The following is a 23,956-nucleotide window of genomic DNA, read 5'->3' as shown; positions in this document are numbered from 1 at the left end:
CAAGCGGATGGTCCGCGTGCGTACCGGAAGACCGCCGGAGCCAACCGGTTGGCCGGAAAGAACTTGCGAAAGGACGTAACTTATATGTCAGATACCCTCCCGAGCCGCGACGATTTCGCGGCCCTGCTCGAGAGCTCTCTCGGCGCCGCGCAGTCTTTTGAAGGTCGCGTTGTAAAGGGCACCGTTACCGCCATCGAAAACGACATGGTGGTGATCGATGTGGGCCTGAAGTCCGAAGGCCGCGTTCCCCTGAAGGAATTCGCCGCTCCGGGCCAGAAGCCGGAAATCAAGGTTGGCGACGAGGTCGACGTTTACGTTGACCGCATCGAAAATGCTTCGGGCGAAGCCATGCTGTCGCGCGACCGCGCTCGCCGCGAAGCCGCGTGGGACAAGCTGGAAGCCCAGTACGCCGAAGGCGTGCGCGTTGACGGCGTGATCTTCGGCCGCGTGAAGGGCGGCTTCACCGTCGACCTGTCGGGCGCCGTGGCGTTCCTGCCGGGTTCGCAGGTGGACATCCGTCCGATCCGCGACATCACCCCGCTGATGAACATCCCGCAGCCGTTCCAGATCCTGAAGATGGACCGCCGCCGCGGCAACATCGTGGTCTCCCGCCGCGCTGTTCTGGAAGAGACCCGCGCCGAGCAGCGTTCGGGCCTGATCCAGACCCTGACCGAAGGCCAGGTGATCGAGGGCGTGGTCAAGAACATCACCGACTACGGTGCGTTCATCGACCTGGGCGGCATCGACGGTCTGCTGCACGTGACCGACATGTCCTACCGCCGCGTCGGCCACCCGTCCGAGATCCTGAACATCGGCGACACCGTCCGCGTTCAGATCATCCGCATCAACCGCGACACCCAGCGCATCTCGCTGGGCATGAAGCAGCTTGAGTCCGATCCGTGGGAAGGCGCTGCCGCCAAGTACCCGGTTGGCGCCAAGTTCTCGGGCCGCGTGACCAACATCACCGACTACGGCGCCTTCGTGGAGCTGGAGCCGGGCGTCGAGGGTCTGGTGCACGTCTCCGAGATGAGCTGGGTGAAGAAGAACGTCCACCCGGGCAAGATCGTTTCGACCTCGCAGGAAGTCGAAGTGATGGTGCTCGAGGTCGACGAGGACAAGCGCCGCATCTCCCTCGGCCTGAAGCAGTGCATGGACAACCCGTGGGCGTCCTTTGCCGAGAAGCACCCGGTGGGTTCGGTCGTCGAGGGCGAGGTCAAGAACACCACCGAGTTCGGTCTGTTCATTGGTCTCGAGGGCGACGTGGACGGCATGGTTCACATGTCGGACATCGCCTGGGGCAAGTCGGGCGAAGAGGCTCTGTCCTCCTTCCGTCGCGGCGAGATGGTCAAGGCCGTCGTTCTCGATGTGGACATCGAGAAAGAGCGCATCTCCCTCGGCATCAAGCAGCTTGACCAGGCTGGTCAGGCCGCTGCCGACAAGCGCAAGGGCGACATCGTGACCGTCACCGTCCTCGAAGTGAAGGACGGCGGCATCGAGGTCGAGATCGGTGACGGCGGCCCGACCGCCTTCATCAAGCGCTCGGACCTGTCGCGCGACCGCGACGAGCAGCGTCCGGACCGCTTCCAGGTCGGCCAGAAGGTGGACGCCCTCGTGGTGGGCACCGATCGCCAGACCAAGAAGCTGAACCTGTCGATCAAGGCGCTCCAGATCGCCGAAGAGCAGCAGGCGGTTGCCCAGTACGGCTCGACCGACTCGGGCGCGTCGCTCGGCGACATTCTGGGTGCGGCCCTCTCGAAGGCCAAGGACAACCGCTAATCCGGTTGCTCCCCCGCCGGGACTGTCCGGCGGGACCAGACACAGGAAGGGCTCCGCGGCCACGCCGCGGGGCCCTTTTTGTTCAGGAAAGGCGGGCGGCAGAGGCCGGAGACCGGCTCCGGGGCGAAAAATGCCAGTCCAGTCCATGCGTTAAGGTCACGATTGCGAAAACTTCCATGGACCCGGACGCTTGACGGGCGTTATGTAGGTTTGGCACCACGGAATCTGATATAAGCTGTGGTACGACATGCTGATTTTTCGCGGCCGGGCAGGCCACAAACCAGCGAGAGGGAATGCCGATGATCAAGTCGGAGTTGGTCCAGAAACTGGCCGAAAAGAACCCGGGTCTGCAGCACAAGGTGGTTGAGCGGGTGGTCACGACCATCTTCAATGAAATCGTCGAGGCATTGGCGCACGGCAAGCGCGTGGAGCTGCGGGGATTTGGTGCCTTCTCGACCCGGGGGCGCATGGCGCGCACCGGGCGCAACCCGCGCACCGGCGAGGCCGTGGCGGTGGACGCCAAGCGCGTCCCCTACTTCAAGGCGGGCAAGGAGCTGCGCGAGCGGCTGAACCAGGAATAGGCCCGGCCGGGCCGGATCGGACCGCCCGGGCGGGGCCGGGTCCGGGGCCGGCTGTCCCCGCCGCGGACTTTCCGGGGCGCCCGTCTGCCTTCCGCCGCTCTCGCCTCCCATGGCTAACGATGCTGGCGTCGAGGCCCTGCCTTCGTTATTGATTGACCATCTTTCAGGAGTTCGAGGCGCGGAATGCGGTTCTTTCGTTGGTTCTTCTACTTCCTCATCGCGGCCGTGCTGGCCTGGTTCGCCGCCACGAACTGGTCGATGGTGACGATCAACCTGGTGCCGCCGACCCAGCTCGTGATGCCGCTGCCGCTTCTCGTCCTGATTTCCCTGGCGCTGGGCGCGCTGCCCCCGACGGTCGCCCACATGATCGATCGCTGGCGGTGGGGCCGCCGGGTGAAGCGGGCGGAGGCTGCCGCCACCCAGCGGGCGCTTGAACTGGCCGAGATCAAGGGCGAGCGCGAGCGCATGATGCAGCCGGAGGAAGCCGAGGCCGCGCTCAAGGCCCGCGTTGCGGCCGCAGGCGCCGCCTATGTGGACGACGAGCCGGTCACCAAGCGTTCCGTGCCGCTGCCGCCCGGCGTCTGAGGTGAGGCGTCCGGACCCTTTCATCCGCTGCGAAACGGCGAACTTATGACGCGTAATCCGATTTTCTGCGCCCTCGATGTGCCCGGGGTGGACGCGGCGCTGGCTCTTGGCCGCCGCATCGCCCCCCATGTGGGCGGCCTGAAGCTGGGGCTGGAGTTCTTCTGCGCCGTGGGGCCCGAGGGCATCCGCCGCGTGGCCGAGGAAGCCGGTCTGCCCGTGTTCCTCGACCTCAAGTTCCACGACATTCCTAACACGGTGGCGGGCGCGGTGCGCTCGGTCATGACCCTGAAGCCCGCCATTCTGACCGTGCACGCCGGCGGCGGCCGGGCGATGCTGGAGGCGGCGGGCAACGCCGCCCGCGAGGAAGCGGCGAAACTGGGCTGCGCGCCGCCGAAGGTGGTGGCCGTCACCGTGCTCACCAGCATGGACGCAAGCGACCTCAACGCCGTGGGTGTGCCGGTCGCGCCCGCCGATCAGGTGGTGCGCCTTGCCGAACTGGTGCGGGACAGCGGCCTTGACGGCACGGTCTGCTCGCCGAAGGAAGTGGCGCTGGTCAAGGAGGTGTGGCCCGAGGCGTTCACAGTGGTGCCGGGCATCCGCCCCGCCGGGAGCAACGTGGGCGACCAGAAGCGGGTGATGGGCCCGCGCGAGGCGCTGGAGGCGGGCGCAAGCGTTCTGGTGATCGGGCGGCCGATCACTGAAGCGGCGGATCCGGCCGGGGCCGCCGAAGCCATTGCCCGCTCGATCAACGGGTAGGATCCGGGACGGCAGCGACATGACGCCGGACGTCAAGATTTGCGGACTGACCACGCGGGAGAGCGTGACGGCTGCCGTTGCGGCCGGCGCGACTCATGTGGGCTTCGTGTTCTTCCCGAGGAGTCCGCGCAACATCAGCCTGGACGCGGCGGCCAGCCTCCGGGGGCTTCTGCCGTCGCGGGTGAAGGCGGTGGCGCTGCTGGTGGATGCGCCGGACGAGCAGATCGCCCGGGTGATGGCGGCCGTCCGCCCGGATGTGCTGCAAGTCCATGGCTCTGAAGACCCGGCGCGGGTGGCGGACATCCGCCGGCGCTTCGGCGTTGAAACCTGGAAGGCCATGGGCGTGCGCACATCGGCCGATGTGGCCGCCGCGCAAGGCTACGCCGGGGTGGCCGATCTCTTGCTGTTCGATGCGAAACCGCCTACACCGCCCGCAGGCGAGGCCTGCGTGCCCGGCGGCACCGGCCTTCGCTTCGACTGGCGGCTGGTGCAGAACCTTCGGCTCGACACCCGTTGGGGGCTGGCGGGCGGACTGGATGCACACAGCGTGGGCGAGGCCATCCGCCTCACCCGGCCGCATCTTGTGGATGTTTCATCAGGCGTCGAAGACGCGCCGGGAGTAAAATCGGTGGCCAAGATCGAAGCCTTTATCAAGGCAGCGCGCAACCCATGACCGCTCAGCTCAACAGCTACCGCGCCGGACCCGACGAGCGCGGCCATTTCGGCGAATTCGGCGGGCGTTACGTCGCCGAGACCCTGATGCCGCTGGTGCTCGACCTGGAGAAGGCCTACCGCGAGGCGAAGAACGACCCCGCCTTCAAGGCCCAGTTCGAGGGCCTGCTCAAGCACTATGTCGGCCGCCCCTCCCCGCTCTACTACGCCGAGCGCATGACCGAGCACCTGCGCGCGCAGGCGGGCGGCGACAAGGGCGCGCGGATCTTCTTCAAGCGCGAGGACCTGAACCACACCGGCGCGCACAAGATCAACAACTGCATCGGCCAGATCCTGCTCGCCCTGCGCATGGGCAAGACCCGCATCATCGCCGAGACCGGCGCGGGCCAGCATGGCGTGGCCACGGCCACCGTCGCCGCCCGCTTCGGCCTGCCCTGCGTGATCTACATGGGCGCGCGCGACATCGAGCGCCAGCAGCCCAACGTGTTCCGCATGCGCCTTCTCGGCGCGGAAGTGCGGGCCGTCACCTCCGGCAGCCAGACGCTGAAGGACGCCATGAACGAGGCGCTGCGCGACTGGGTGACCAACGTTCACAACACCTTCTACATCATCGGCACCGCGGCGGGCCCGCACCCCTACCCCGAGCTGGTGCGGGACTTCCAGACCGTCATCGGCAACGAGGTGCGCGAGCAGATCCTGGCGCAGGAAGGCCGTCTGCCGGATTCGCTGGTGGCGGCGGTGGGCGGCGGCTCCAATGCCATCGGTCTGTTCCACCCGTTCCTCGACGACCAGAACATCGAGATCTACGGCGTTGAAGCGGGCGGCCACGGCCTCGACACCGCCGAGCACGCCGCCTCGCTGGCGGGCGGCCGCCCGGGCGTGCTCCACGGCAACAAGACCTACCTGCTCCAGAACGCGGACGGGCAGATCACCGAGGCGCACTCGATCTCGGCCGGTCTCGACTACCCCGGCATCGGGCCCGAGCACGCCTGGCTCCATTCGGTCGGGCGGGTGCAGTACATGCCCATCACCGACTCCGAGGCGCTGGAGGCGTTCAAGCTGTGCTCCGTGCATGAGGGCATCATCCCGGCGCTGGAGAGCAGCCACGCGCTGGCGCTTGCCGCCAAGCTGGCCCCCACCAAGCCGCGCGATCACCTGATGGTGGTCAACCTCAGCGGCCGGGGCGACAAGGACATCAACACGGTCGCCAATGCCATGGGAGTGAAGCTGTAATGGCCGGGCCAGATCGCATCTCTGCGCGCTTCGAGGCGCTTCGGGCCGAGCGTCGCGCGGGCCTCGTCACCTTCGTGACGGCGGGCGACCCGAGCCCGGACACCTTCGCCGGGATTCTCGCCGCCCTGCCGGGTGCGGGCGCGGACGTGATCGAGGTGGGCATGCCCTTCACCGATCCCATGGCCGACGGCCCGGCGATCGAGGCGGCGAACCTGCGGGCGCTGGCGGCGGGGATGACGCTGCCCGGCGTGCTGGAGCTGGTGCGCGGCTTCCGCCAGAAGGACAACGACACCCCCATCGTGCTGATGGGCTACTTCAACCCCATTTTCGCCTACGGCACCGAGCGGTTCGTGCGCGACGCGCGCGCGGCGGGCGTTGATGGCCTCATCGTCGTCGATGTGCCGCCGGAGGAGGACGAGGAGCTGGGCGCGCCTGCGCGGGCGGCCGGGCTTCACATCATCCGCCTGGCGACGCCGACCACGGACGCCGGGCGCATGCCCGCCGTGCTGAACGGCGCTTCGGGCTTTCTCTACTACGTCTCCGTCGCCGGGATCACCGGCGGCAAGGCAGGCGATATCCAGACGGTGGGCGCCGCTGTCGAGCGGCTGCGGCAGGCCAGCGGCCTGCCCGTGGCCGTGGGCTTCGGCATCCGCACGCCGGAACAGGCCGCCGCCATGGCGCGGCAGGCCGATGGTGTCGTGGTCGGCTCCGCCATCGTCTCGCTGATCGGCGCGGCGGCGGAGCGGGGTGACACCAACATTGCAGAACAGGCCGCCACGCTGGTCCGATCCCTCGCCGAGGCGGTCCGGACGGCACGCGCCGAGGAGGAATTGGCATGAGCTGGATTACGCGGCTTCGCCCCAAGCTGAACAAGTTCCTTGAACGGCGGGATACGCCCGACAACCTCTGGCACAAGTGCCGGAGCTGCGGGAAGATGATCTACCGCAAGGATTTCCTGGCTGATCTCTCCGTGTGCCACAACTGCGGCTACCATGAGCGCCTCACCGCCGGCGAGCGCCTGACCCAGGTGTTCGACGACGGCGCGTTCGAGCGCCTGCCCCTGCCCGCGGTGCCGGAAGATCCGCTGAACTTCAAGGACCAGAAGAAGTACGTGGACCGGCTGAAGGCCGCCCGCGCCGCCACCGGCCAGGACGAGGCCGTCGCCGTGGCCGTCGGCAAGATCGGCGGGCTCGAAGCCGTGGTGTTCGTGCAGGACTTCTCCTTCATGGGCGGCTCCATGGGTCTGGCCGTGGGCGAGGCGTTCCTCACCGCCGCCCGCGCCGCCATCCAGCGCCGCTGCCCGATGATCGCCTTCACGGCTGCGGGCGGCGCCCGCATGCAGGAAGGCATTCTCTCGCTCATGCAGATGCCGCGCACCACCGTCGGCATCGAGGAGCTGAAGGAAGCCCGCCTGCCCTACATCGTGGTGCTGACCGACCCGACCACCGGCGGCGTCACCGCCTCCTACGCCATGCTGGGCGATATCCAGCTGGCCGAGCCGGGCGCGCTCATCGGCTTTGCGGGCCAGCGCGTGATCGAGCAGACCATCCGCGAGAAGCTGCCGGAGGGCTTCCAGCGCTCCGAGTACCTCTACGAGCACGGCATGGTGGACGCGGTGGTGCATCGCCGCGACATGCGCGCAACCCTCGCCCGGATCATCGGGCTTCTCATGCTGCCCAAGCCGGTTGGCCGCCAATCGGCCCTGGCCGCCTCGTAGGCGCTGAATGTCCAACACGGTCGTCGAGGCCCTGCTGTCGCAAGCGCGGACGCTCCATCCGCAGGAAATCGATCTGTCTCTGGATCGGCTGCGCCAGCTGCTGACCAAGCTCGGCGACCCGCAGGACCGGCTGCCGCCGGTGTTCCATGTGGCGGGCACCAACGGCAAGGGCTCGACGGTCGCCTTCCTGCGCGCCTGCCTGGAGGCGGCAGGCAAGCGGGTGCACGTGTTCACCTCCCCGCATCTGGTGCGCTACAACGAGCGCATCCGGCTGGCGGGCAAGCTGATCGACGACGATACGCTGGTCTCGACCCTGCGCGACGTGCTCCAGATCAACAACGGCGCGCCGATCACGGTGTTCGAGATCCTGACGGCCGCCGCCTTCCTCGCCTTCTCGCGCACGCCCGCCGATGCCTGCGTGCTGGAGGTGGGCATGGGCGGCCGGCTTGATGCCACCAACGTGGTGCGCCAGCCCGCCGCCTGCGGCATCGCCCAGCTGGGGCTGGACCACACCAGTTTCCTCGGCTCCACCATTCTCGACATCGCGGCGGAGAAGGCGGGCATCGCCAAGCCGGGGGTGCCGCTGGTGCTCTCCCGCTACCCGCGCACCGTCACCGCCCGCATCGGCGAGGTGGCAGGACCTCTCGGAGCGCGGCTGGTGCTGCGCGGGCAGGACTGGGACGCCACCCTCTACAACGAGACGTTCCACTACCGGGACAACCACGGCAAGCTGGATCTGACGCCGCCGCGCCTTGTCGGCGCGCACCAGATCGACAACGCCGGGCTCGCCATCGCCATGCTGCGGCACCAGAACCAGGTGGTGGTGCCCGAGGCCGCCTTCCGCGCCGGCATCGGCTGGGCGGACTGGCCCGCGCGCCTTCAGCGGATTGCGACCGGCCCCTTGTTCGACCTGCTGCCCAAGGGCAGCGAGCTGTGGCTGGACGGCGGGCACAACCCGCTCGCCGGGCGCATGCTGGCGGACCGGTTCCGCGGCCATAACCTTCAGGAGCGGCCGTTCTACCTGGTGGCGGGCATGCTCACCACCAAGGATGCGGCCGGTTTCCTGCGCCCCTTCGGCAGCCGGGCGACGGCCCTCTATGCCGTGCCGATCGAGGGCCACGAGCATTTCACCCCCACCGACCTTGCCGCCATGGCCGAGGCCATCGGCCTGCCCGGCCGCCCCGCCGACAGCGTGGCGGCGGCGCTCAAGGCCATCGCCAACGGGGCAGACCGCCAGCGCCCGCCCGTGGTGCTCATCTGCGGTTCGCTCTATGTTGCGGGCAGGGTGCTGGAAGAGTCCGGGCTGATTCCGGCCTGAGGACGCGCGTCGGACGCGCGGCGGCATCCGAAGGGGATGCCTGATGTTTGACTGGATGATCGAGCTGATCGAGCGCGGCGGCTACCTCGGCATCGTCGCGCTCATGTTCCTCGAAAACCTGTTCCCGCCGATCCCCTCCGAACTCATCATGCCCTCTGCCGGGTTTCAGGCGAGCCAGGGCAGCCTGAGCCTTGCGGGCGTGATGCTGGCGGGCACGGCCGGGTCGCTGTGCGGGGCGCTGTTCTGGTATGCGGTGGGCCGCTATGCCGGGGAGAACCGGCTGAAACGCTGGGCCAGCCGCCACGGCCGCTGGCTGACCCTGACCCCGGAGGACGTGGACCGGGCCGACGACTGGTTCGACCGCCACAACGCCGCCGCCGTGTTCTTCGGGCGGCTGCTGCCGACCATCCGCACCCTCATCTCGATCCCGGCCGGGTTGTTCGAGATGCCGCCCGGCCCGTTCCTGCTCTACTCGGCGCTGGGGACGGGGCTGTGGTCGGCGGCCCTTGCAACCGCAGGCTATCTGCTCGGCGACAACTACAAGGCAGTCGCCGGATACCTGAACCCGGTCGCCAACGTGATCCTCGGTGCGATGGTGCTGCTCTACCTCTACCGCGTCGTCACATGGGGGCGGGAGAGGGGGCGGCGGGAGAGAGGGCCGTCCGGCTGAGGCCGGCCGGCCCGTCAGGCTGTTCCCGTCAGGCTGTTCCTGTCAGGCGGCCCCGATCAGGCCGCCCCCATCAAGCCGCATCGTTCGCGCCCACGGCGTAGCGGGTCGAGTAGCGGCGGGTGATGCGCTCCACCGGCAGCAGGATGAACACGTCCACCGTGTTGAACTGGTGGTCGATGAACGCGCCGTCCCCGATGAGGCAGCCCAGCCGCAGGTACCCCTTGATGAGCGGCGGCAGCGCCCGCTGCGCCGCGCGGGGGTCGTAGCTGCCCAGCGGCACCCGGTCCATCGGCACGTAGTGCTCGGGCAGGGCGCGCACGTGCAGGTCCTCCGGCACCAGATGGTGGTGGTGCAGGTAGGAGAGGGCGAGCGCATGTTCCTCCGGGTCGGTGCCGTGGAGCGAGGCGCAGCCGAACATGTAGCCGATGTTGTGGGTCTGGAGGTAGGAGGCGATGCCGCGCCACAGCAGGTTGATGGTGGCGGGGTTGCGGTAGCGGGCATCCACGCACGAGCGGCCCAGCTCCAGCAGCTGGCGGCCCGCGCCGATGCGGTTGCGGAAGGTGCAGCCGAGCAGGGGCGACAGGTCGAACTCGCCGCTGGAGTAGAAGCCGCGGTGCTGCTCCGCCACCACCTGGCGCAGCAGCCGGTAGGTGCCCACCACATGGGGCGTGCCGTCCAGCCCGTGGTCGATCACCAGCAGGTGGTCGCAGATGCTGTCGTAGGCGTCGATATCGCGCCGGGCCGCGAGGATTTCCGGCGTCGGACGCGCACCCATCTCCTCGTAGAAGATCTGATATCGCAGCGCCTGGGCGGCCGCGATCTCCTCCTCGGAGGTGGCGAGCCGTACATCCAGCTGTCCTGCCTTGTGGATGTACGGGGAGGCAGCCAGCGTGGCCGGAGCCACCGCCGTCATGCCGAAGGCCTGGTAGGTCATGGAACCTCTTGCAATTGCCTGGTCGCCTAGTGTCGGTACGGCATTCTCATGGCGGCGGCCGGCGGTCCGGCTGCCGGAAAATGCAAGTCACGGGACCCGACCCGGGACCCTACGTGCGCGAATCTAAACACGAAACATGACAGTTCTGTCAAACCCCGCCGAAGCGAAGCGTGACCGGTGTCAGACAGACTGTGGACCAGTGTTGCTTCGCCGCCAGATCAGCCAGAGCAGGACCAGCCCCGGCAGGGCCACAAGGGTGGTGACGATGTAAAACCCGACCCAGCCAAGGTTTTCCGCCAGAATGCCCGAGGGGGCGGACAGCCAGGTGCGCCCCACCGCCGCCAGCGACGAGAGCAGGGCGAACTGGGTGGCGGTGTAGGCCACGTTCGACAGCCCGGAGAGATAGGTGACGAACACCGTCAGCCCGAGGCCGCTGGTGAAGTTCTCGAGGCCGATGACAAGCCCCAGCACCACCGGGTCGTTGCCCACCATCGCCAGGACCGCAAAGCCCAGGTTGGTCACCATCATCAGGACGCCGGTGATGATGAGAGCGCGCCCCATGCCGACAAGGCTGAGGAAGGGGGCGGCCAGCGCCGTGCCGGCGATGAGCGCCCAGAAGCCCACCAGCTTGTTGGCGGCGATGTACTGGTCGTCCGTGAAGCCCAGCTCCACGATGAGCGGGCTGAGCATGATGTTCGCCATGGCGTCGCCCAGCTTGTAGATGAGCACGAAGCCGAGGATGAGCAGCGCGCCGCTGACGCCGTTGCGCCGGAAGAACTCGGCGAAGGGGCCGACCAGCGTGTCGTTCAGCCAGCGGGCCAGACGGGCCGGCACCGGCTCGCCCGAGCGCGGCGCGTCGGCGACGGTTCTGCTGTGGGCGGTGTCCCCCGCCCACAGGGCAGCGACAAGGCCGCAGAGCACGAGCAGCCCGGTGAGGCTGTAGGCGGCGGCCCAGCCATGCTGGGTGGCCAGCCACACCGTCCCCGCGCCCGCCAGCAGGTTGCCGGTGCGATAGCCGAACTGGTTGAGCGCGGTGCCGTGGGCCAATTGCTCCGGCGGCAGGATCTCGATGCGGTAGGCGTCGATCACGATGTCCTGCGTGGCGCTGAGGAAGGCGACGATGATCGCCCAGGCAGCAAAGCGGCCCAGTTGCGTGACGGGGTCGCTGTGGCCCAGCTGCCAGATCGCCCCCATCAGCAGAAGCCCCACCAGGAACAGCCAGGCGCGCCGCTGGCCGAGCAGGCCATCCAGCACCGGCAGCCGCAGCCGGTCGATGAGCGGGGACCACAGGAACTTGAGGGTGTAGGGCGTCGTCAGCCCCACCGCGAAGCCGATGGTCTTCTTGTCCACCCCCACCTTGCTCAGCCAGTAGGTCATGGTGGCAAGCAGCAGGGTGAGCGGAAAGCCGCTCGATATGCCGAGCAGGAACGCGGCAAGCGGGCGGGGGCGCAGGTAAAGCCCAAGCGCACGGGCGGCGGCAACGGGCGAGAAGGACACGGCACGGGATGTCATGGGCCGCCATCCTAGCGACTCCGCCACCCGGGGGAAGAGGCCGCGACGCGCTTCGCCGCAAATGGGCGGGGAAGGGGGCGAAAGAAGGGGGCTGGAAATTCAGGTCTCAGGATTGCGAGGGTCTCGGACCCTCGCGCTCCCCTTCGTTTGACCGGCCGCGCTGTCCGTGCGCGCTCGGGAACCGCGGCCGGATCAATCTCTTTTCGAACGGACGTGTTTCCCGGGGGCGCTGGAGACGCCTTCGGAAAAACGAATGGGGTGCAGGGGTCCAAGACCCCTGCATAAACAAACCCCGCATAAGAAATCCCGGCCGGTTGTGTCTCAGGCCCCCCATTTGGGGAGCAGGGCTTGCGGGGCGGGTCGGACCGGGTGAAACTGGCGGCTGTTCTCAGCAGGGGGTGCAGGCAGGAGGGCAAGGCATGGCCGTGTCTGCGTGTTCTCATCCGCACCGGCCCACGGCCGGGCAGCTGGCGCTCGCGCGCAGGATCGCCCGGCGCGAGGAGGAGGAGGCGCCTGCGCTCGCCACCCTTGAGGCGGGGGTGTACCTTGATGCCGCCCGCTTCGAGAAGGAGGTGCGCCTGTTCCGCCGGTTGCCGGTGCCGCTGGCGCCGTCGGCGCTGCTGCCGGAGCCCGGCATGGCGGCGGCGCACGATGGCTATGGCGTGCCGCTGCTCCTCACCCGCGACAAGGCGGGGGAGGCGCGGGTGTTCCTCAATGTCTGCCGTCATCGCGGCACCCGGCTGGTGGAGGCGGAGGGCGTGCTGACGGCCCCCCGCATCGTCTGCCCCTATCATGCCTGGACCTACGGCCTCGACGGGCGGCTGGTCGGCCTGCCGCGCCCCGAGACCTTCCCCGGCCTCGACAAGGCGGACTACGGCCTCAAGGCGCTGCCCGCCACGGAGCGGGGCGGCCTGATCTGGGCGGTTCTGGACAGCGCCGCAGCGCAGGAAGGGACTGAGGCGGATGGGACTCGGGCGGATTTCGACGGTTTCCTCGGCGAGGTGGCGGCGGATCTGGACGCGCTGGGGCTGGGCGCGCACCACCTCTATGCCCGGCGCACCCATGACGTGGCCGCCAACTGGAAGCTCATCATGGACGCCTTCCTTGAGGCCTATCACGTCCAGCGGCTGCACCGGAACACCATCGCCCCCTTCTTCGCCGACGCGGTGGCGGCGACGGACCGGATCGGCCCACACTTCCGCAACGCGGTGGGGCGGGTGGACTTCGTCGACTCGGTGGACGCGGAGGACTTCAGCCATTTGCGCCACCTGCTCACCTTTTCCTACAGCCTGCTGCCCGGCGCGGTGGTGGTGGCCAGCCCGGACTACATCAACGTGATGCTGCTCTACCCCCGCGCGGTCGATCGCACGCTGGTGGAGGACTTCATGCTCATCCCCGAGCCGCCCGAGGACGAGAAGGCGGAGGATCACTGGCGCCGCTCGTTCGAGCTGCTGGACAGCGGCGTGTTCGGCGCGGAGGACTTCCGCGCCGCCGCCCTCAGCCAGCAGGGGCTGGCGGCGGGCATCGACCGGGTGACTCTCGGCGGGCTGGAGCTGAATGTGGCCCGCTTCCACGAGACGCTGGAGGGTCTTTTGGGCAACAGCCTGGAGTTGAAGTGATTTTGTGCGAGGGCCTCAGGCCCTCGCGCTCCCGTTCGTTTGCTACGGCCGCGCCTGTTCCTGCGGCGGTGCGAGCCTGGCTGATCCAGTCGACTCTTCGGCTGCCGCAGGGCGCGGCCTCCTAACCCGCCCGCTGCAAGGCAGGGCGATAGCCCAGCGCCTCGGCGATGTGGCTGCGGGAGATGGTTTCGGCACCCGCCAGATCCGCCAGCGTGCGGGCCACCCGCAGCACCCGGTGGTAGCCCCGGGCGGTCAGGCCGAAGCGCTCGGCGGCCTGCATCAGCAGCCGCCGCCCGGCGTCATCGGGCGTGGCCACCTGTTCCAGCAGCAGGCCATCGGCTTCGGCGTTGGTGCGGATGCCATGGTCCCGGTAGCGCTCCCGCTGGAGGGCGCGGGCGGCGGCGACCCGCGCGGCCACCTCCGCCGAGCTTTCGGCGGCGGGCGGCAGGGTGAGATCATGCACCGAAACCGGGGCGACCTCGATGTGCAGATCAATGCGGTCGAGCAGCGGGCCGGAGATGCGGGCCTGGTAGTCCTCCGCGCAGCGGGGCGCGCGGCGGCAGGCCCGTCCCGCGTCACCCAGATGCCCGCAGCGGCAGGGGTTCATCGCTGCCACCAGCTGCACCCGCGCCGGGTAGGTGACGTGGGCCTGGGCGCGGGCCACGGTGATGCGCCCGGTCTCCAGCGGCTGGCGCAGGGCGTCGAGCACGGCGCGGTGGAACTCGGGCAGCTCGTCGAGGAACAGCACGCCGAGGTGGGCGAGGCTCACCTCGCCCGGCCGGGCCCGGGAGCCGCCGCCGGTCAGCGCCGCCATGGAGGCAGCGTGGTGCGGGGCGCGGAAGGGCCGGGCGCGGCGGATGCGCCCGCCGTCGAGCGTTCCGGCGGCGGAGGCGACCATGGACACCTCCAGCGCCTCAAGCGGGTCGAGCGGCGGCAGGATGCCGGGCAGGCAGGCGGCGAGCAGCGACTTGCCCGCGCCGGGCGGCCCGCACATCAGCAGGTTGTGGCTGCCGGCGGCCGCCACTTCCAGCGCGCGCTTGGCGCTCTCCTGCCCCTTGATCTGCCGCAGGTCCGGCCCGCCTGGGGCGTCGTCGGCCTCGCCGGGCGGCGGGGGCGGCAGCAGGCAGGTGCCCTTCAGGTGATTGAGGAGCGCCAGCAGGTGGGGGGCGGCGAGCACCTCCACGTCCCCCGCCCATGCGGCCTCGCTGCCCTGGGCGAGCGGGCAGATGAGGCCGAGATCGCTGGCCGAGGCGTGGAGCGCCGCCAGCAGCACGCCGGGGACCGGGGCGATGCCGCCGTCCAGCCCCAGCTCGCCGATGATGACGTGGTGGGCGATCGACTCCGCGTCCAGCAGCCCCATGCCGGCCAGCAGGGCGCAGGCGATGGCCAGATCGAAGTGGCTGCCTTCCTTCCGCAGGTCGGCGGGGGAGAGGTTCACGGTGATGCGCTTGGGCGGCAGGGCGAGGCCGATGGCGGTGAGGGCGGCGCGCACCCGCTCCCGGCTCTCGTTGACTGCCTTGTCCGGCAGGCCGACGATCGAGAAGGCGGGCAGTCCCGGGGCGATCTGCACCTGAACGTCAACCGTCCGCGCCTCCAGTCCCAGAAACGCAACCGTCGTCGCATGTGCAACCATGCCGACCCCCGTGCAGGCTTGTTCGTGCCGGGGCCGACTGTGCAAGGCTGGATTCGTTCAAGCAACGACCTCATGGTCGAATATGCGGGGCGAGCGGCCGATTGCGGGCGGCCGGGCGGACTGCGACCGGTTCATATCTTCTCTGCAACGAACCTTTCCGGTAACGAGACGGGCAAACGTGCCCGGGTGCGGCGGCGCGATGCCCGGACTTTTCCCTTCAGGAGCCTTATGGCCTGTCAGCTTGTCATCTTCGATTTCGACGGCACCCTGGCCGATACGTTCAGCTGGTTTGCCGCTGCGCTCAACAAGGCGGCGCTGCGGTTCGGGTTCCGCACCCTGTCCGACGCCGACGTGACCATGCTGCGCGGGTGCAGCAACCGCGAGATCATCCGGTTTCTGGGCGTTCCCCTGTGGAAGGTGCCGCTGATCGCCAACCATCTCCGTCATCTGGCGGCGGCGGAGGCCGCCTCGATCCGGCTGTTCCCCGGCACCGGGGAGATGCTGCACCGCCTGCATGGGGCCGGGGTGCGCCTGGCGATCGTCAGCTCGAACGCCGAGGCGACGATCCGGCAGGCGCTGGGGGAGGAGCTCGCGGCCCGCATCGACGTGTACGAGTGCGGCGCCTCCCTGTTCGGCAAGGCGGCCCGGTTCCGGCGGGTGCTGCGCCGCACCGGCATCCCTGCGTCGGCCGCCATCGCCATCGGCGACGAGGGGCGGGATGTGGACGCCGCCCGCCGCACCGGCATTGCCGCGGGCGCGGTGACGTGGGGCTATGCCACGCCGGACTTTCTCCTGAGCTGCCAGCCGGATGCGCTGTTCCGCTCCATGGCGGATCTGGCGGATGAAATTACGGGCCGGTCCCCGGCACGCGTCAGAAGTGCCACTGGAGCTTGAGCTGGATGAAGTCGTCGTCGCCCAGCGGATAGAGCACGTCGCGGGAGGAGACGCTGGTGAAGAAGCGCCCGTCCAGGCTGATCCGCAGGTTGGAGCCGAGGCGGCGCGACGCCTCCACGATGAACGCCTTGGATTTGGTGTCCAGATCCAGAATGGCCCCGGCTAGAATCTCCGTGGTGGCGATGTCGTTGCCGCTCCAGCGCAGGCCGAGGAACAGGTCGTCGTCATAGGGCGAGACGTTGGAGAAGGGCGGAACGCCGGGGGCCGGCCGCCGGCCCTTGCCGCGCTCGTCGTAGAGGTATTCGGCCAGAATGCCCAGATCCGCGCCGCCCGCGCTGACGCCGTAGAGGGTGTATTCGAACCCCGCCGCAAACGCCGCGTAGTTGCGCACCGGGTTCCACTGGTGGATGCCCTCGAACTTGAGCAGCAGCGCGCCGAAGGTGGCTTGCAGGTCGACGCCGGTCTGGTCGATCAGGTCGTAGCGCGGCACCAGGAAAGGCTGGCCGCGCTCGTCCACGTTGAGCAGCAGCCGCGGCTCGCGGGCAAAGCCGGAGAAGTGGGAAATGCCGAGGTCGATCGGCCCCCGGCGCAGCGACCAGCGCACGGCCCAGTCCGCATGCCAGTTGTTGTCCCCGGATTCATACTGGGTGAGGCCGCGCTCCACCCGCACCGGCAGGTTGGGGCGGTCCTTGCCCACCGGGAACCGCCGCTCGCGGAAATAGGGCATGAAGAAGCTGCTGAAGGTGCCGAAGCGGGTCGTGTAGGCGGCGGAGATCAGCGGCTGGCCGAGGAAGTTCTCGAAGTCCACATCCTCGAGCGTGTCCACCTGGTTGATGATGTTGACGAGGTGCACCGACTCCGTGACGCCCCAGAAGCGCCGGTCAACGCCCACCGTCAGCTCCAGCGGGCCGAACACGCCCACCCACTTGGCCTCGCGCACGTCGGCGTGGGTGCGGCTCTCGGTCACCGTATCGACCCGGGCAAAGCCGGTGAAGCGCAGGAACTGGCTGCCGTCCGCCCAGGAATATTCGATGGTGGGCTCCATCGCCATGGAGCCGATCAGGTGTTCGGAGACGCCGTCCCGGCTGTCCTGCGGAAACCAGCGCCCCTCCGCCTCGAAGTAACCCCAGAGCGTCAGGGGCGAATTGCCCGTGGGCGGCGGCGGGAACCGGTCATCCACCCCCAGCGGCGAGGACCGGGCGGACTCCGTGCGGGCGCCCGGCGCCGCCTGCCCGCTCTCGCCCGGGCGCGCCTGCGGCTTGGTGTCAAACACGCCGGGTTCGAACACGCCGGGCTCGGTCCCTGACGGGGTGCCCGGCTGGCCCTGAGTCTGGCTCTGGGGTTGTGGCTGAGATTGAGGCTGAGGCTGAGGCTGAGGCTGAGCCTGTGCCTGATTCCCGGCCGTCAGGCTCTGGGAGGCCGGCGCATGGGCGCGCGGCTGCGCCTGGGCGGCCAGTTGCGCCGTCTCGGCCACGGGCGGGTCTTTCCGGTGCGTGTCGGCCCGGTGCGCGTCCGGGCCCGGCGCACCCACGGGGGCGCGTTTCGCCTCCGCCGCTGTCTGGGCGACCGCCGTCAGGGCCGGGGCAGAATCGGGCACAAAGTCGAGCACAAGTCGCTCCTGCTGGCCGCGAAGGCCGGGAAGGACAAACTGTCGAGCCAGCACGGACGGCCGCTTGAACCGCACCGTGAGCACGGGCGGAGCGCCCGCGCCAGACTGATATAGATCGATTTCCACGCCGGAAAGGCGGCTGGACAGGGAGCGGATCTGGGCTTCGGCGCGGCCGGACAGGGGCACGTTCAGATGCACCGTCCACGCCCGCCCCGCCTCGCCCGCAACCGGTTCGACGCGGACCATCCGTGCCGTGCCCGGCCGGGGGGCGGCGAGATCGAAGACGATGCGGTTGCGCTCGACGGTCCCGGCCGTGCCCTCGCCCGCATCCTGATGCACGGCGGCCCGGACCTGGAGAACCTCCGCCGCGCTGTCGGCAGCGGCGGGACGGCCAAGCCCCAGCAGGAGCAGCACAGCGAGTCCCGCGCAGGTTCTCAGCAAGCGATGAGTCGCCATGTCCCCTTGCCCCCAAAATGCCTTCGTGTGGGTCTAGCTTGGCTTCATATCACTTGAAAGTTGGTAAAGCCCCAAGATTACACGTCGTGGCACTTGCAAAGGCCACAACGTATTCGCATGTCAGATGCTCCAGCACGTGAAGGGACACAGGTGACGAAGCTGCTCCTGGTCGAAATCTGGCGTTGGGCCCAGCTGTGCGCGGGCTGGCTCCTCCTGATTCTCGGCCCTCTGGTGGGCGGCCCGCTGCCCGGTCCGTTCGGCATCATCGGCTTTGCTGCCGGTCTCGTCCTCGTGCTGCGGAATTCGCGCTGGGCGCGGCGCTTTTTCATCCGCCTGAAGCGGCGGCATCCCCAAACGGTCGGCCCCGTGCGCCATGCCCTGAAGCGTGGCGTCAACCTGTCCACCGTGATCGGCCATGCCTGGAGCGCCGTGCGCGCGCACCTGCCCGGTCTGCGCCGCCGCGGTGGGCCGGAGCAGCCGGCGGCGGGCGCGTCTTCCGCGGAGATCACGCCCGAAGCCGCCGGTCCCGGCCCCGACTCCGCTGCCGGCCTCAAGGGCGGCGACCGCTAGGGCTACTCCCGGGCGAGGGCGGAGGGCGTGAACAGGGAGGCGTTCAGCCCCGTGTTCATGGTGACGGGGCCCCACACCAGCCGGGTGGTCTTGCCGGTCTGGTGATTGACCATCATCATGTCGTGCGACCGCCAGAACTTGTTGGCGTACTTCTTCCACGCGGTGGCGGTGAGGGTTTTCAGCAGCTTGTCGCGCCGGTCGTAGTAGTCGATGCGCTGCACCCGCAGCTCCTGCGTGTCGAACCAGGCCACCTGCCGCGCGTAGCCGGAGTTCTCGTAGGTCGGCACGCGCTCGATGACATGGCAGGTCAGCTGGCCGCAGGGCTCGTCCTTCAGCCACTTGTAGGTGAACTTCTCGATCTCGGCGGCGGTGAAGTCCTCGTAGGCGAACTCGGAGCCCATGAACGGGCCGGAGCGGTTGGCCGAGGCGATGCGCTTTACCCGCTTGAGCGCGGGCAGGTAGATCCACTGGTCGTCGTTGCCGGTGACGTGGTTGTAGGTGAGCAGCGCCGTGTTCTGCACGTCCTTGGGCGCGCGGAAGACGATGAGGCTCTTGTCGCCGTCCGTCTCCTTCGTGCGCTCCTGCGCCATGCTGTCCAGCTCGCGCACGGCGCGCTGCTCGCCCGATTGGGTGCCGAGAATCATCCGCAGGGAGGCACGGCTGTCGACCCAGCCGGTGTCGCGCTTGTCCGCCTCCACCGCGATGGCCCGGCCCTTCTCCTCGGCGGTCTGGGAAAGGGCGGGCGCGGCGGCGACGGTAACAACGGTGGCGGTCAGCGCCATCATGGCATGACGAAACATGGGGGCTTCCTTTCCGAGAGATCGAACCGTTCGGGACGCGCCGGGGCTCCTCAGTCGCGATATGCCGCCCAGAATAGGCGCGCACCGTTAAACATCGCCTTAACCCCAGCGGCAGCGCGCCTGCCCCCGGATGCCACCCCTGGGAGGCAGCGCGATTGCGCGTGCGATACCCGAATAAGCCTGTATCTGGCCTGAACGTTCCCCGGCGCCCTTGCAACCGCCCGGCGGCAGCGGCGCGGGCGGCTCAGCGCAGCAGCAGCTGGAAGCCGTGCACCAGCAGGCGGCTGACCAGCTCGTCGAGAACGACGAAGCCGAGGGCCTGCACCAGGGTTGCCCCCAGCGCCCGGCGCAGGATGAAGATCTCGACGCTGATGAGGTAGAGGCCCAGCGCCAGATAGAGCACGGTGAACAGCCCGGGCGGCAGGGCACCGCCCGTTGCCAGCGCCAGCAGCGGCAGGGCGGCCAGCTGCTTGAACAGCCGCAGCCAGTTCAGCACCATCAGCGTTGCCAGCGTGCCGCGCTGGAGCAGGAGGAAGCGGGCAACCCCCAGGAACAGCGCCACATAGGCCATCCAGCCCGCCGCGAACACCAGAATGGCGTTCCACAGGCTGATGCTCTGGGCCCCCTGACCCATGGCCAGAATGGCGAACATGCGGGCGTTGATGGCGAACGGGGCCGCCGCGAACGGCAAGGCCGCCCAGGACTGCCAGAAGCCATGCCAGCTGTAGTCGAACCGGGCCAGACCCTCGCGGCGGAAGCGGCACAGGTCGGCAATCCCGAGGAGGGGCTGGGCGACGGCCTGGTAGACGCTGGTCACGGCGCCGGAGCCCTCCCGGGCGCTGCCGGCGCGAAATAGCGCTCCAGCAGGGTCTGGTAGATGGCGGTGAGGCGGTGGAGGTCGTCCACCGCCACCTTCTCGTCGGCCTTGTGCATGGACTCGCCGACAAGGCCGAACTCGATGACCGGGCACAGGCGGCGGATGAAGCGGGCGTCCGACGTGCCGCCGGTGGTCGAGAGGTCCGGCGAGAGGCCGGTGTGCTGGCGGATCGCCTCGACCGTCAGCTCGGTGAGCCGCCCCGGCGGCGTGAAGAAGCTCTCGCCCGAGACGCGGATGGCGATGTCGTGCCGAGGCGCTTCCTCGGCGACGACGGCGCGCAGCCAGTCGGAGAGGGACTGGCCGGTATGCCGGTCGTTGAAGCGGATGTTGAGCCGGGCGGTCGCCCGCGCCGGAATGAGGTTCTCCGTGGGGTTGCCCACGTCGAGGTTGGTGACCTCCAGGTTGGAGGGGTCGAAGAATTCGGTGCCGGTGTCGAGCGGCTCGGCCTTCAGCCGGTCGAGAATCCGCACGAGGCGGGTGATGGGGTTGTCTGCCCGGTGCGGGTAGGCCACGTGGCCCTGAATGCCGTGCACGGTAATGGTGGCGTTGAGGCTGCCGCGCCGCCCCACCTTGAGCATGTCGCCGAGCCGGCGGGCGCTGGTGGGCTCGCCCACGAGGCAGTGGTCGGGGCGGTGGCCGTTCGCCTCCATCCAGTCGAGCACCTGGTTGGTGCCGTGGCGGGCCGGGCCTTCCTCATCCCCGGTGATGAGCAGCGAGATGGACCCCTTGAAGCCGCCCGCGGTGTCGGCGGCGGCCAGATACCGGCGCAGCGCCACCAGGAAGGCGGCGATGCCGCCCTTCATGTCCGCCGCGCCGCGGCCGATGAGAAAGCCCTGGTCCACAACCCCGGCGAAGGGGTCCACCGTCCAGCCGTTGCTGTCTCCGGCCGGGACCACGTCGGTGTGGCCGGCGTAGCAGAAATGGGGCCCTTCGGCGCCAAGGCGGGCGTAGAGGTTGTCCACCGGCCCGTCCGGCGCTTCGCCGAACGGCAGCCGCCAGGTGGAAAAGCCCAGCGATTTCAGCTCTCGCTCGACGATATCGAGCGCGCCCGCGTCAAGCGGCGTGACGGACGGACAGCGAATCAGCTCCTGGGCGAGAGCGACGGGGTCTTGGGACTGGGCATACTCAGACATAGCAGAAGCAAGTGGTAACGGGGCGGCGGCCCGGCGTCAAAGGCTGAGGTGGGTTCGGGTGCACGGAAGGGCCCGCGCGGGCGGAATGTGCGGCGGACGCCCCGGCGGGGGAGGGGGCACGCCTGCCCGGCCGGGCGGGACGCGGCGCGGGGCGCGCGCATGTCCGTTGCCTTGCGCCGGGATGTCGATCAAGCTGCGGCCGGGATGTCGGGCGTCTCCGGGCAAGACGGCCGGAGAGGGCCCGGGAGGGCCGGAAGCCGGGAAGGGGGGTATTCCCATGGCAAAGATCGATCTGGCGAGTGCACCGATGCGGGAGGGGTCCGGTTACCCCGCACCGTTTCATGAACGGGCGGCCGGGCGCACCAAGTGGCAGCTGGGCGACGCGGGCGACCTCAGCGACTTCGGGGTCAATCTGGTGGAGCTGCCGCCCGGCGGCTGGTCGAGCCAGCGCCACTGGCACGAGGAGGAGGACGAGTTCGTCTACATCCTGGCGGGGGAGCTGGTGCTCGTCACCGACGAGGGCGAGACGCTGCTCAGGGCGGGCGATTGCGCCGCCTTCCCCAAGGGGGTCGCCAACGGCCACCACATGATCAACCGCAGCACCGCGCCCGCCATCTATCTGGAGGTGGGCACGCGGAACCCGGCAGGGGTGTGCCACTACCCGGATGTGGACCTGCATTACGACCCGGCCCGGGGCGGCTACCTGCGCAAGGACGGCACGCCCTATCCGAAGCGGACGGGGTGAAGGACGGGGTGAGGGGCGCACACGCCCCGCGAAAAAGCCCGCCGGTGAGCGCACCGGCGGGCCATTTCCGGGTCGGCGCGGGCGGCGCCGACGCCGCGCTCAGTCGCGCAGCAGATCGTTGATGCTGGTCTTGGAGCGGGTCTGGGCGTCCACGCGCTTCACGATGACGGCGCAGTAGAGGTTGGGGCCGGGCGTTCCGTCCGGCAGCGGCTTGCCCGGGAGCGTGCCCGGCACCACCACCGAATAGGCGGGCACGCGGCCGGTGAACACCTCGCCCGTCGCGCGGTCGATGATCTTGGTGGACGCGCCTAGATACACGCCCATGGAGAGCACCGCGCCTTCCTCCACGATCACGCCCTCGGCCACTTCCGAGCGCGCGCCGATGAAGCAGTTGTCCTCGATGATGACCGGGTTGGCCTGAAGCGGCTCCAGCACGCCGCCGATGCCGACGCCGCCCGAGAGGTGCACGTTCCGGCCGATCTGGGCGCAGGAGCCCACGGTCGCCCAGGTGTCCACCATGGTGCCCTCGCCCACGTAGGAACCCAGGTTGACGAAGCTGGGCATCAGCACCACGCCGGGGGCGATGTGCGCGCCGCGGCGCACCAGCGCGCCGGGAACCGCGCGGAAGCCGGCGGCCTTGAACTCGGCCTCGCCCCAGCCCGCGAACTTGGAGGGCACCTTGTCCCACCAGGGCGTCGCATCGCCCGGGCCGCCGGGGATCAGCGCCATGTCGTTGAGGCGGAAGGAGAGCAGCACCGCCTTCTTCAGCCACTGGTTGACCACCCACTGGCCGTCCACCTTCTCGGCCACGCGGCGCTTGCCGGAGTCCAGGTCGTTGAGGGCGGCCTCGACGGCATCGCGCACCTCGCCTCTGGTCGCGGCGCTCACGCTGGCGCGATCTTCCCAGGCGGCCTCGATGATGGATTGAATGTCGCTCACGTGCATAGTCTCCTGTCAGAAATGAAGCGGATCACGGCGCGGCGGGCGGGCCATCGGGCACAACGCCGGACAGCCAGGCGGTCACGTCGCCGATCTCCAGGTCGATGAACTCGGCGCTGGCGTCGAAGCCGCCTTTCTCCGAGCCGTTGTTGACCCACACGGTCGCCATGCCCCGCGCCTTGGCGGGGGCAAGGTTGCGGGCCATGTCCTCCACGAACACGGCGCGGCGGGGGTCGACGCCATGGTCGGCCAGCAGCTGGTCGTAGGCGGCTTCCTGGGGCTTGGGCACGAAGCCGGTGGCGATGATGTCGTGAATGGCCGTGAAATGGCGGGCAATGCCGAGGCGGGTGAGCACCCGCTCCGCGTAGGGCGCGTCGCCGTTGGTGAAGATGAGCTTGCGCCCCGGCAGGGCGGCGAGCGCCGCGTCCAGCGCCGCGTCCGCCGCGATCACCGTCAGGTCGATGTCGTGCACGAAGTCGAGAAAGGCGCGCGGCTCCACGCCATGGTGGTGCATCAGTCCGCGCAGGGTGGTGCCGTATTCCAGGAAGTAGCGCTTCTGAAGCGCCCGCGCGGCGGCGAAATCCAGCGACAGCAGCCGCATGATGAACGCGGTCATGCGCTGGTCGATCTGGCCGAACAGGTTGGCGCGCGGATGGTAGAGGGTGTTGTCCAGATCGAACACCCAGGTGGTGATATGGCCGAGATCCAGCGCCGCGGCGGGCACGAGCGAGGGAGCGGGGGCGTGCAGGGAAACAGGGCCTGGGGCGGCAGTCATGGGTTTGGGTTCTTCCATCCGTCCTGATTCTGCCGGTCGCGCCGCCATGGGGCGGGTTCGCCCGCCCGGACGCCCCGGAGACCTGCGGCGCTGCGCCAGGGTCTGCCTGCCGCCGCCTTGCCGCCCGTTTAGCAGGGGGGGAGCGGGCTGTT

23 protein-coding genes are annotated in these 23,956 nt (G+C 69.2%); 14 read left to right on the top strand and 9 right to left on the bottom strand.

Going from position 1 to position 23,956, the window contains the following annotated elements; all coding sequences use genetic code 11:
- The first annotated feature begins 84 nt into the window (after positions 1 to 84).
- The 10 genes from rpsA (at position 85) to ACSJJU_RS04415 (ending at position 9,308) form a co-directional block, all read left to right on the top strand.
- Complete coding sequence (rpsA, locus tag ACSJJU_RS04460; protein WP_435913993.1) at positions 85 to 1,776, top strand: 30S ribosomal protein S1; 1,692 nt, start codon at positions 85 to 87, stop codon at positions 1,774 to 1,776.
- A gap of 299 nt (positions 1,777 to 2,075) precedes the next feature.
- Positions 2,076 to 2,357: an integration host factor subunit beta gene (locus ACSJJU_RS04455; protein ID WP_435913992.1), complete on the top strand. Its 282-nt coding sequence runs from the start codon at positions 2,076 to 2,078 to the stop codon at positions 2,355 to 2,357.
- A 183-nt stretch (positions 2,358 to 2,540) separates the two neighbouring features.
- Positions 2,541 to 2,942, top strand: a complete 402-nt coding sequence (locus ACSJJU_RS04450) for a hypothetical protein (protein ID WP_435913990.1) — start codon at positions 2,541 to 2,543, stop codon at positions 2,940 to 2,942.
- Between the two features lie 45 nt (positions 2,943 to 2,987).
- Entirely contained in the window at positions 2,988 to 3,698 is a 711-nt protein-coding gene (pyrF, locus tag ACSJJU_RS04445) for an orotidine-5'-phosphate decarboxylase (RefSeq protein WP_435913989.1), read from the top strand.
- Positions 3,699 to 3,717: 19 nt separating this feature from the next.
- The gene (locus ACSJJU_RS04440) at positions 3,718 to 4,371 is read left to right on the top strand and encodes a phosphoribosylanthranilate isomerase (protein ID WP_435913988.1); all 654 of its coding nucleotides are present in this window, start codon (positions 3,718 to 3,720) and stop codon (positions 4,369 to 4,371) included.
- The gene (gene trpB, locus ACSJJU_RS04435; RefSeq protein WP_435913987.1) at positions 4,368 to 5,603 is read left to right on the top strand and encodes a tryptophan synthase subunit beta; all 1,236 of its coding nucleotides are present in this window, start codon (positions 4,368 to 4,370) and stop codon (positions 5,601 to 5,603) included. The genes ACSJJU_RS04440 and trpB overlap by 4 nt, the downstream gene beginning before the upstream one ends.
- A complete protein-coding gene (trpA, locus tag ACSJJU_RS04430; protein ID WP_435913986.1) occupies positions 5,603 to 6,442 on the top strand; it encodes a tryptophan synthase subunit alpha in 840 nt (279 codons plus the stop codon). Before trpB ends, trpA begins: the two co-directional genes overlap by 1 nt.
- Positions 6,439 to 7,320: an acetyl-CoA carboxylase, carboxyltransferase subunit beta gene (gene accD, locus ACSJJU_RS04425; protein WP_435913985.1), complete on the top strand. Its 882-nt coding sequence runs from the start codon at positions 6,439 to 6,441 to the stop codon at positions 7,318 to 7,320. The genes trpA and accD overlap by 4 nt, the downstream gene beginning before the upstream one ends.
- A gap of 7 nt (positions 7,321 to 7,327) precedes the next feature.
- Entirely contained in the window at positions 7,328 to 8,638 is a 1,311-nt protein-coding gene (locus ACSJJU_RS04420; protein WP_435913983.1) for a bifunctional folylpolyglutamate synthase/dihydrofolate synthase, read from the top strand.
- Between the two features lie 43 nt (positions 8,639 to 8,681).
- Positions 8,682 to 9,308 carry a DedA family protein gene (locus tag ACSJJU_RS04415; RefSeq protein ID WP_435913982.1) on the top strand — a complete coding sequence of 209 codons (627 nt, stop codon included), beginning with the start codon at positions 8,682 to 8,684 and terminating at the stop codon, positions 9,306 to 9,308.
- Between the two features lie 70 nt (positions 9,309 to 9,378).
- On the opposite strand, the gene ACSJJU_RS04410 is transcribed toward ACSJJU_RS04415, so the two are convergent.
- On the bottom strand, positions 9,379 to 10,242 hold the full coding sequence (locus ACSJJU_RS04410; protein WP_435913981.1) for a GNAT family N-acetyltransferase: 864 nt from the start codon (positions 10,240 to 10,242) through the stop codon (positions 9,379 to 9,381).
- Positions 10,243 to 10,422: 180 nt separating this feature from the next.
- The gene (locus ACSJJU_RS04405) at positions 10,423 to 11,754 is read right to left on the bottom strand and encodes an AmpG family muropeptide MFS transporter (protein ID WP_435913980.1); all 1,332 of its coding nucleotides are present in this window, start codon (positions 11,752 to 11,754) and stop codon (positions 10,423 to 10,425) included.
- 419 nt (positions 11,755 to 12,173) lie between these two features.
- On the opposite strand from ACSJJU_RS04405, the gene ACSJJU_RS04400 reads away from it, so the two are divergent.
- The gene (locus tag ACSJJU_RS04400) at positions 12,174 to 13,373 is read left to right on the top strand and encodes an aromatic ring-hydroxylating oxygenase subunit alpha (RefSeq protein WP_435913979.1); all 1,200 of its coding nucleotides are present in this window, start codon (positions 12,174 to 12,176) and stop codon (positions 13,371 to 13,373) included.
- A gap of 121 nt (positions 13,374 to 13,494) precedes the next feature.
- Here ACSJJU_RS04400 and ACSJJU_RS04395 read toward each other — a convergent pair whose 3' ends face one another.
- Entirely contained in the window at positions 13,495 to 15,006 is a 1,512-nt protein-coding gene (locus ACSJJU_RS04395) for a YifB family Mg chelatase-like AAA ATPase (RefSeq protein WP_435913978.1), read from the bottom strand.
- Positions 15,007 to 15,234: 228 nt separating this feature from the next.
- On the opposite strand from ACSJJU_RS04395, the gene ACSJJU_RS04390 reads away from it, so the two are divergent.
- Positions 15,235 to 15,900 carry an HAD hydrolase-like protein gene (locus ACSJJU_RS04390; RefSeq protein ID WP_435913977.1) on the top strand — a complete coding sequence of 222 codons (666 nt, stop codon included), beginning with the start codon at positions 15,235 to 15,237 and terminating at the stop codon, positions 15,898 to 15,900.
- On the opposite strand, the gene ACSJJU_RS04385 is transcribed toward ACSJJU_RS04390, so the two are convergent.
- Positions 15,878 to 17,965: a hypothetical protein gene (locus tag ACSJJU_RS04385; RefSeq protein WP_435913976.1), complete on the bottom strand. Its 2,088-nt coding sequence runs from the start codon at positions 17,963 to 17,965 to the stop codon at positions 15,878 to 15,880. The genes ACSJJU_RS04390 and ACSJJU_RS04385 overlap by 23 nt on opposite strands.
- A 150-nt stretch (positions 17,966 to 18,115) precedes the next feature.
- Between ACSJJU_RS04385 and ACSJJU_RS04380 the strand changes: the two genes are divergently transcribed.
- A complete protein-coding gene (locus ACSJJU_RS04380; RefSeq protein ID WP_435913975.1) occupies positions 18,116 to 18,535 on the top strand; it encodes a hypothetical protein in 420 nt (139 codons plus the stop codon).
- Between the two features lie 2 nt (positions 18,536 to 18,537).
- On the opposite strand, the gene ACSJJU_RS04375 is transcribed toward ACSJJU_RS04380, so the two are convergent.
- The 3 genes from ACSJJU_RS04375 to dapE all read right to left on the bottom strand — a co-directional run bounded on the left by ACSJJU_RS04375 (position 18,538) and on the right by dapE (position 21,345).
- On the bottom strand, positions 18,538 to 19,335 hold the full coding sequence (locus ACSJJU_RS04375) for an outer membrane lipoprotein-sorting protein (protein ID WP_435913974.1): 798 nt from the start codon (positions 19,333 to 19,335) through the stop codon (positions 18,538 to 18,540).
- Positions 19,336 to 19,579: 244 nt separating this feature from the next.
- Complete coding sequence (locus tag ACSJJU_RS04370; protein ID WP_435913973.1) at positions 19,580 to 20,152, bottom strand: hypothetical protein; 573 nt, start codon at positions 20,150 to 20,152, stop codon at positions 19,580 to 19,582.
- Complete coding sequence (gene dapE / locus ACSJJU_RS04365; protein WP_435913972.1) at positions 20,149 to 21,345, bottom strand: succinyl-diaminopimelate desuccinylase; 1,197 nt, start codon at positions 21,343 to 21,345, stop codon at positions 20,149 to 20,151. Before dapE ends, ACSJJU_RS04370 begins: the two co-directional genes overlap by 4 nt.
- A 277-nt stretch (positions 21,346 to 21,622) precedes the next feature.
- Here dapE and ACSJJU_RS04360 point away from each other — a divergent pair, with 277 nt between their 5' ends.
- Positions 21,623 to 22,090 carry a cupin domain-containing protein gene (locus ACSJJU_RS04360; protein WP_435913971.1) on the top strand — a complete coding sequence of 156 codons (468 nt, stop codon included), beginning with the start codon at positions 21,623 to 21,625 and terminating at the stop codon, positions 22,088 to 22,090.
- Positions 22,091 to 22,189: 99 nt separating this feature from the next.
- Here the strand turns inward: ACSJJU_RS04360 and dapD are convergent, their stop codons facing one another.
- Complete coding sequence (dapD, locus tag ACSJJU_RS04355) at positions 22,190 to 23,029, bottom strand: 2,3,4,5-tetrahydropyridine-2,6-dicarboxylate N-succinyltransferase (RefSeq protein ID WP_435913970.1); 840 nt, start codon at positions 23,027 to 23,029, stop codon at positions 22,190 to 22,192.
- A 31-nt stretch (positions 23,030 to 23,060) separates the two neighbouring features.
- Positions 23,061 to 23,804 carry a pyrimidine 5'-nucleotidase gene (locus ACSJJU_RS04350; RefSeq protein ID WP_435913969.1) on the bottom strand — a complete coding sequence of 248 codons (744 nt, stop codon included), beginning with the start codon at positions 23,802 to 23,804 and terminating at the stop codon, positions 23,061 to 23,063.
- Between the last annotated feature and the right edge of the window lie 152 nt (positions 23,805 to 23,956).

Source organism: Pedomonas sp. V897, from assembly GCF_051304405.1.
Classification (GTDB): Bacteria; Pseudomonadota; Alphaproteobacteria; order Sphingomonadales; family Sphingomonadaceae; genus Pedomonas.
This window is presented reverse-complemented; position numbering and strand designations above follow the sequence as displayed.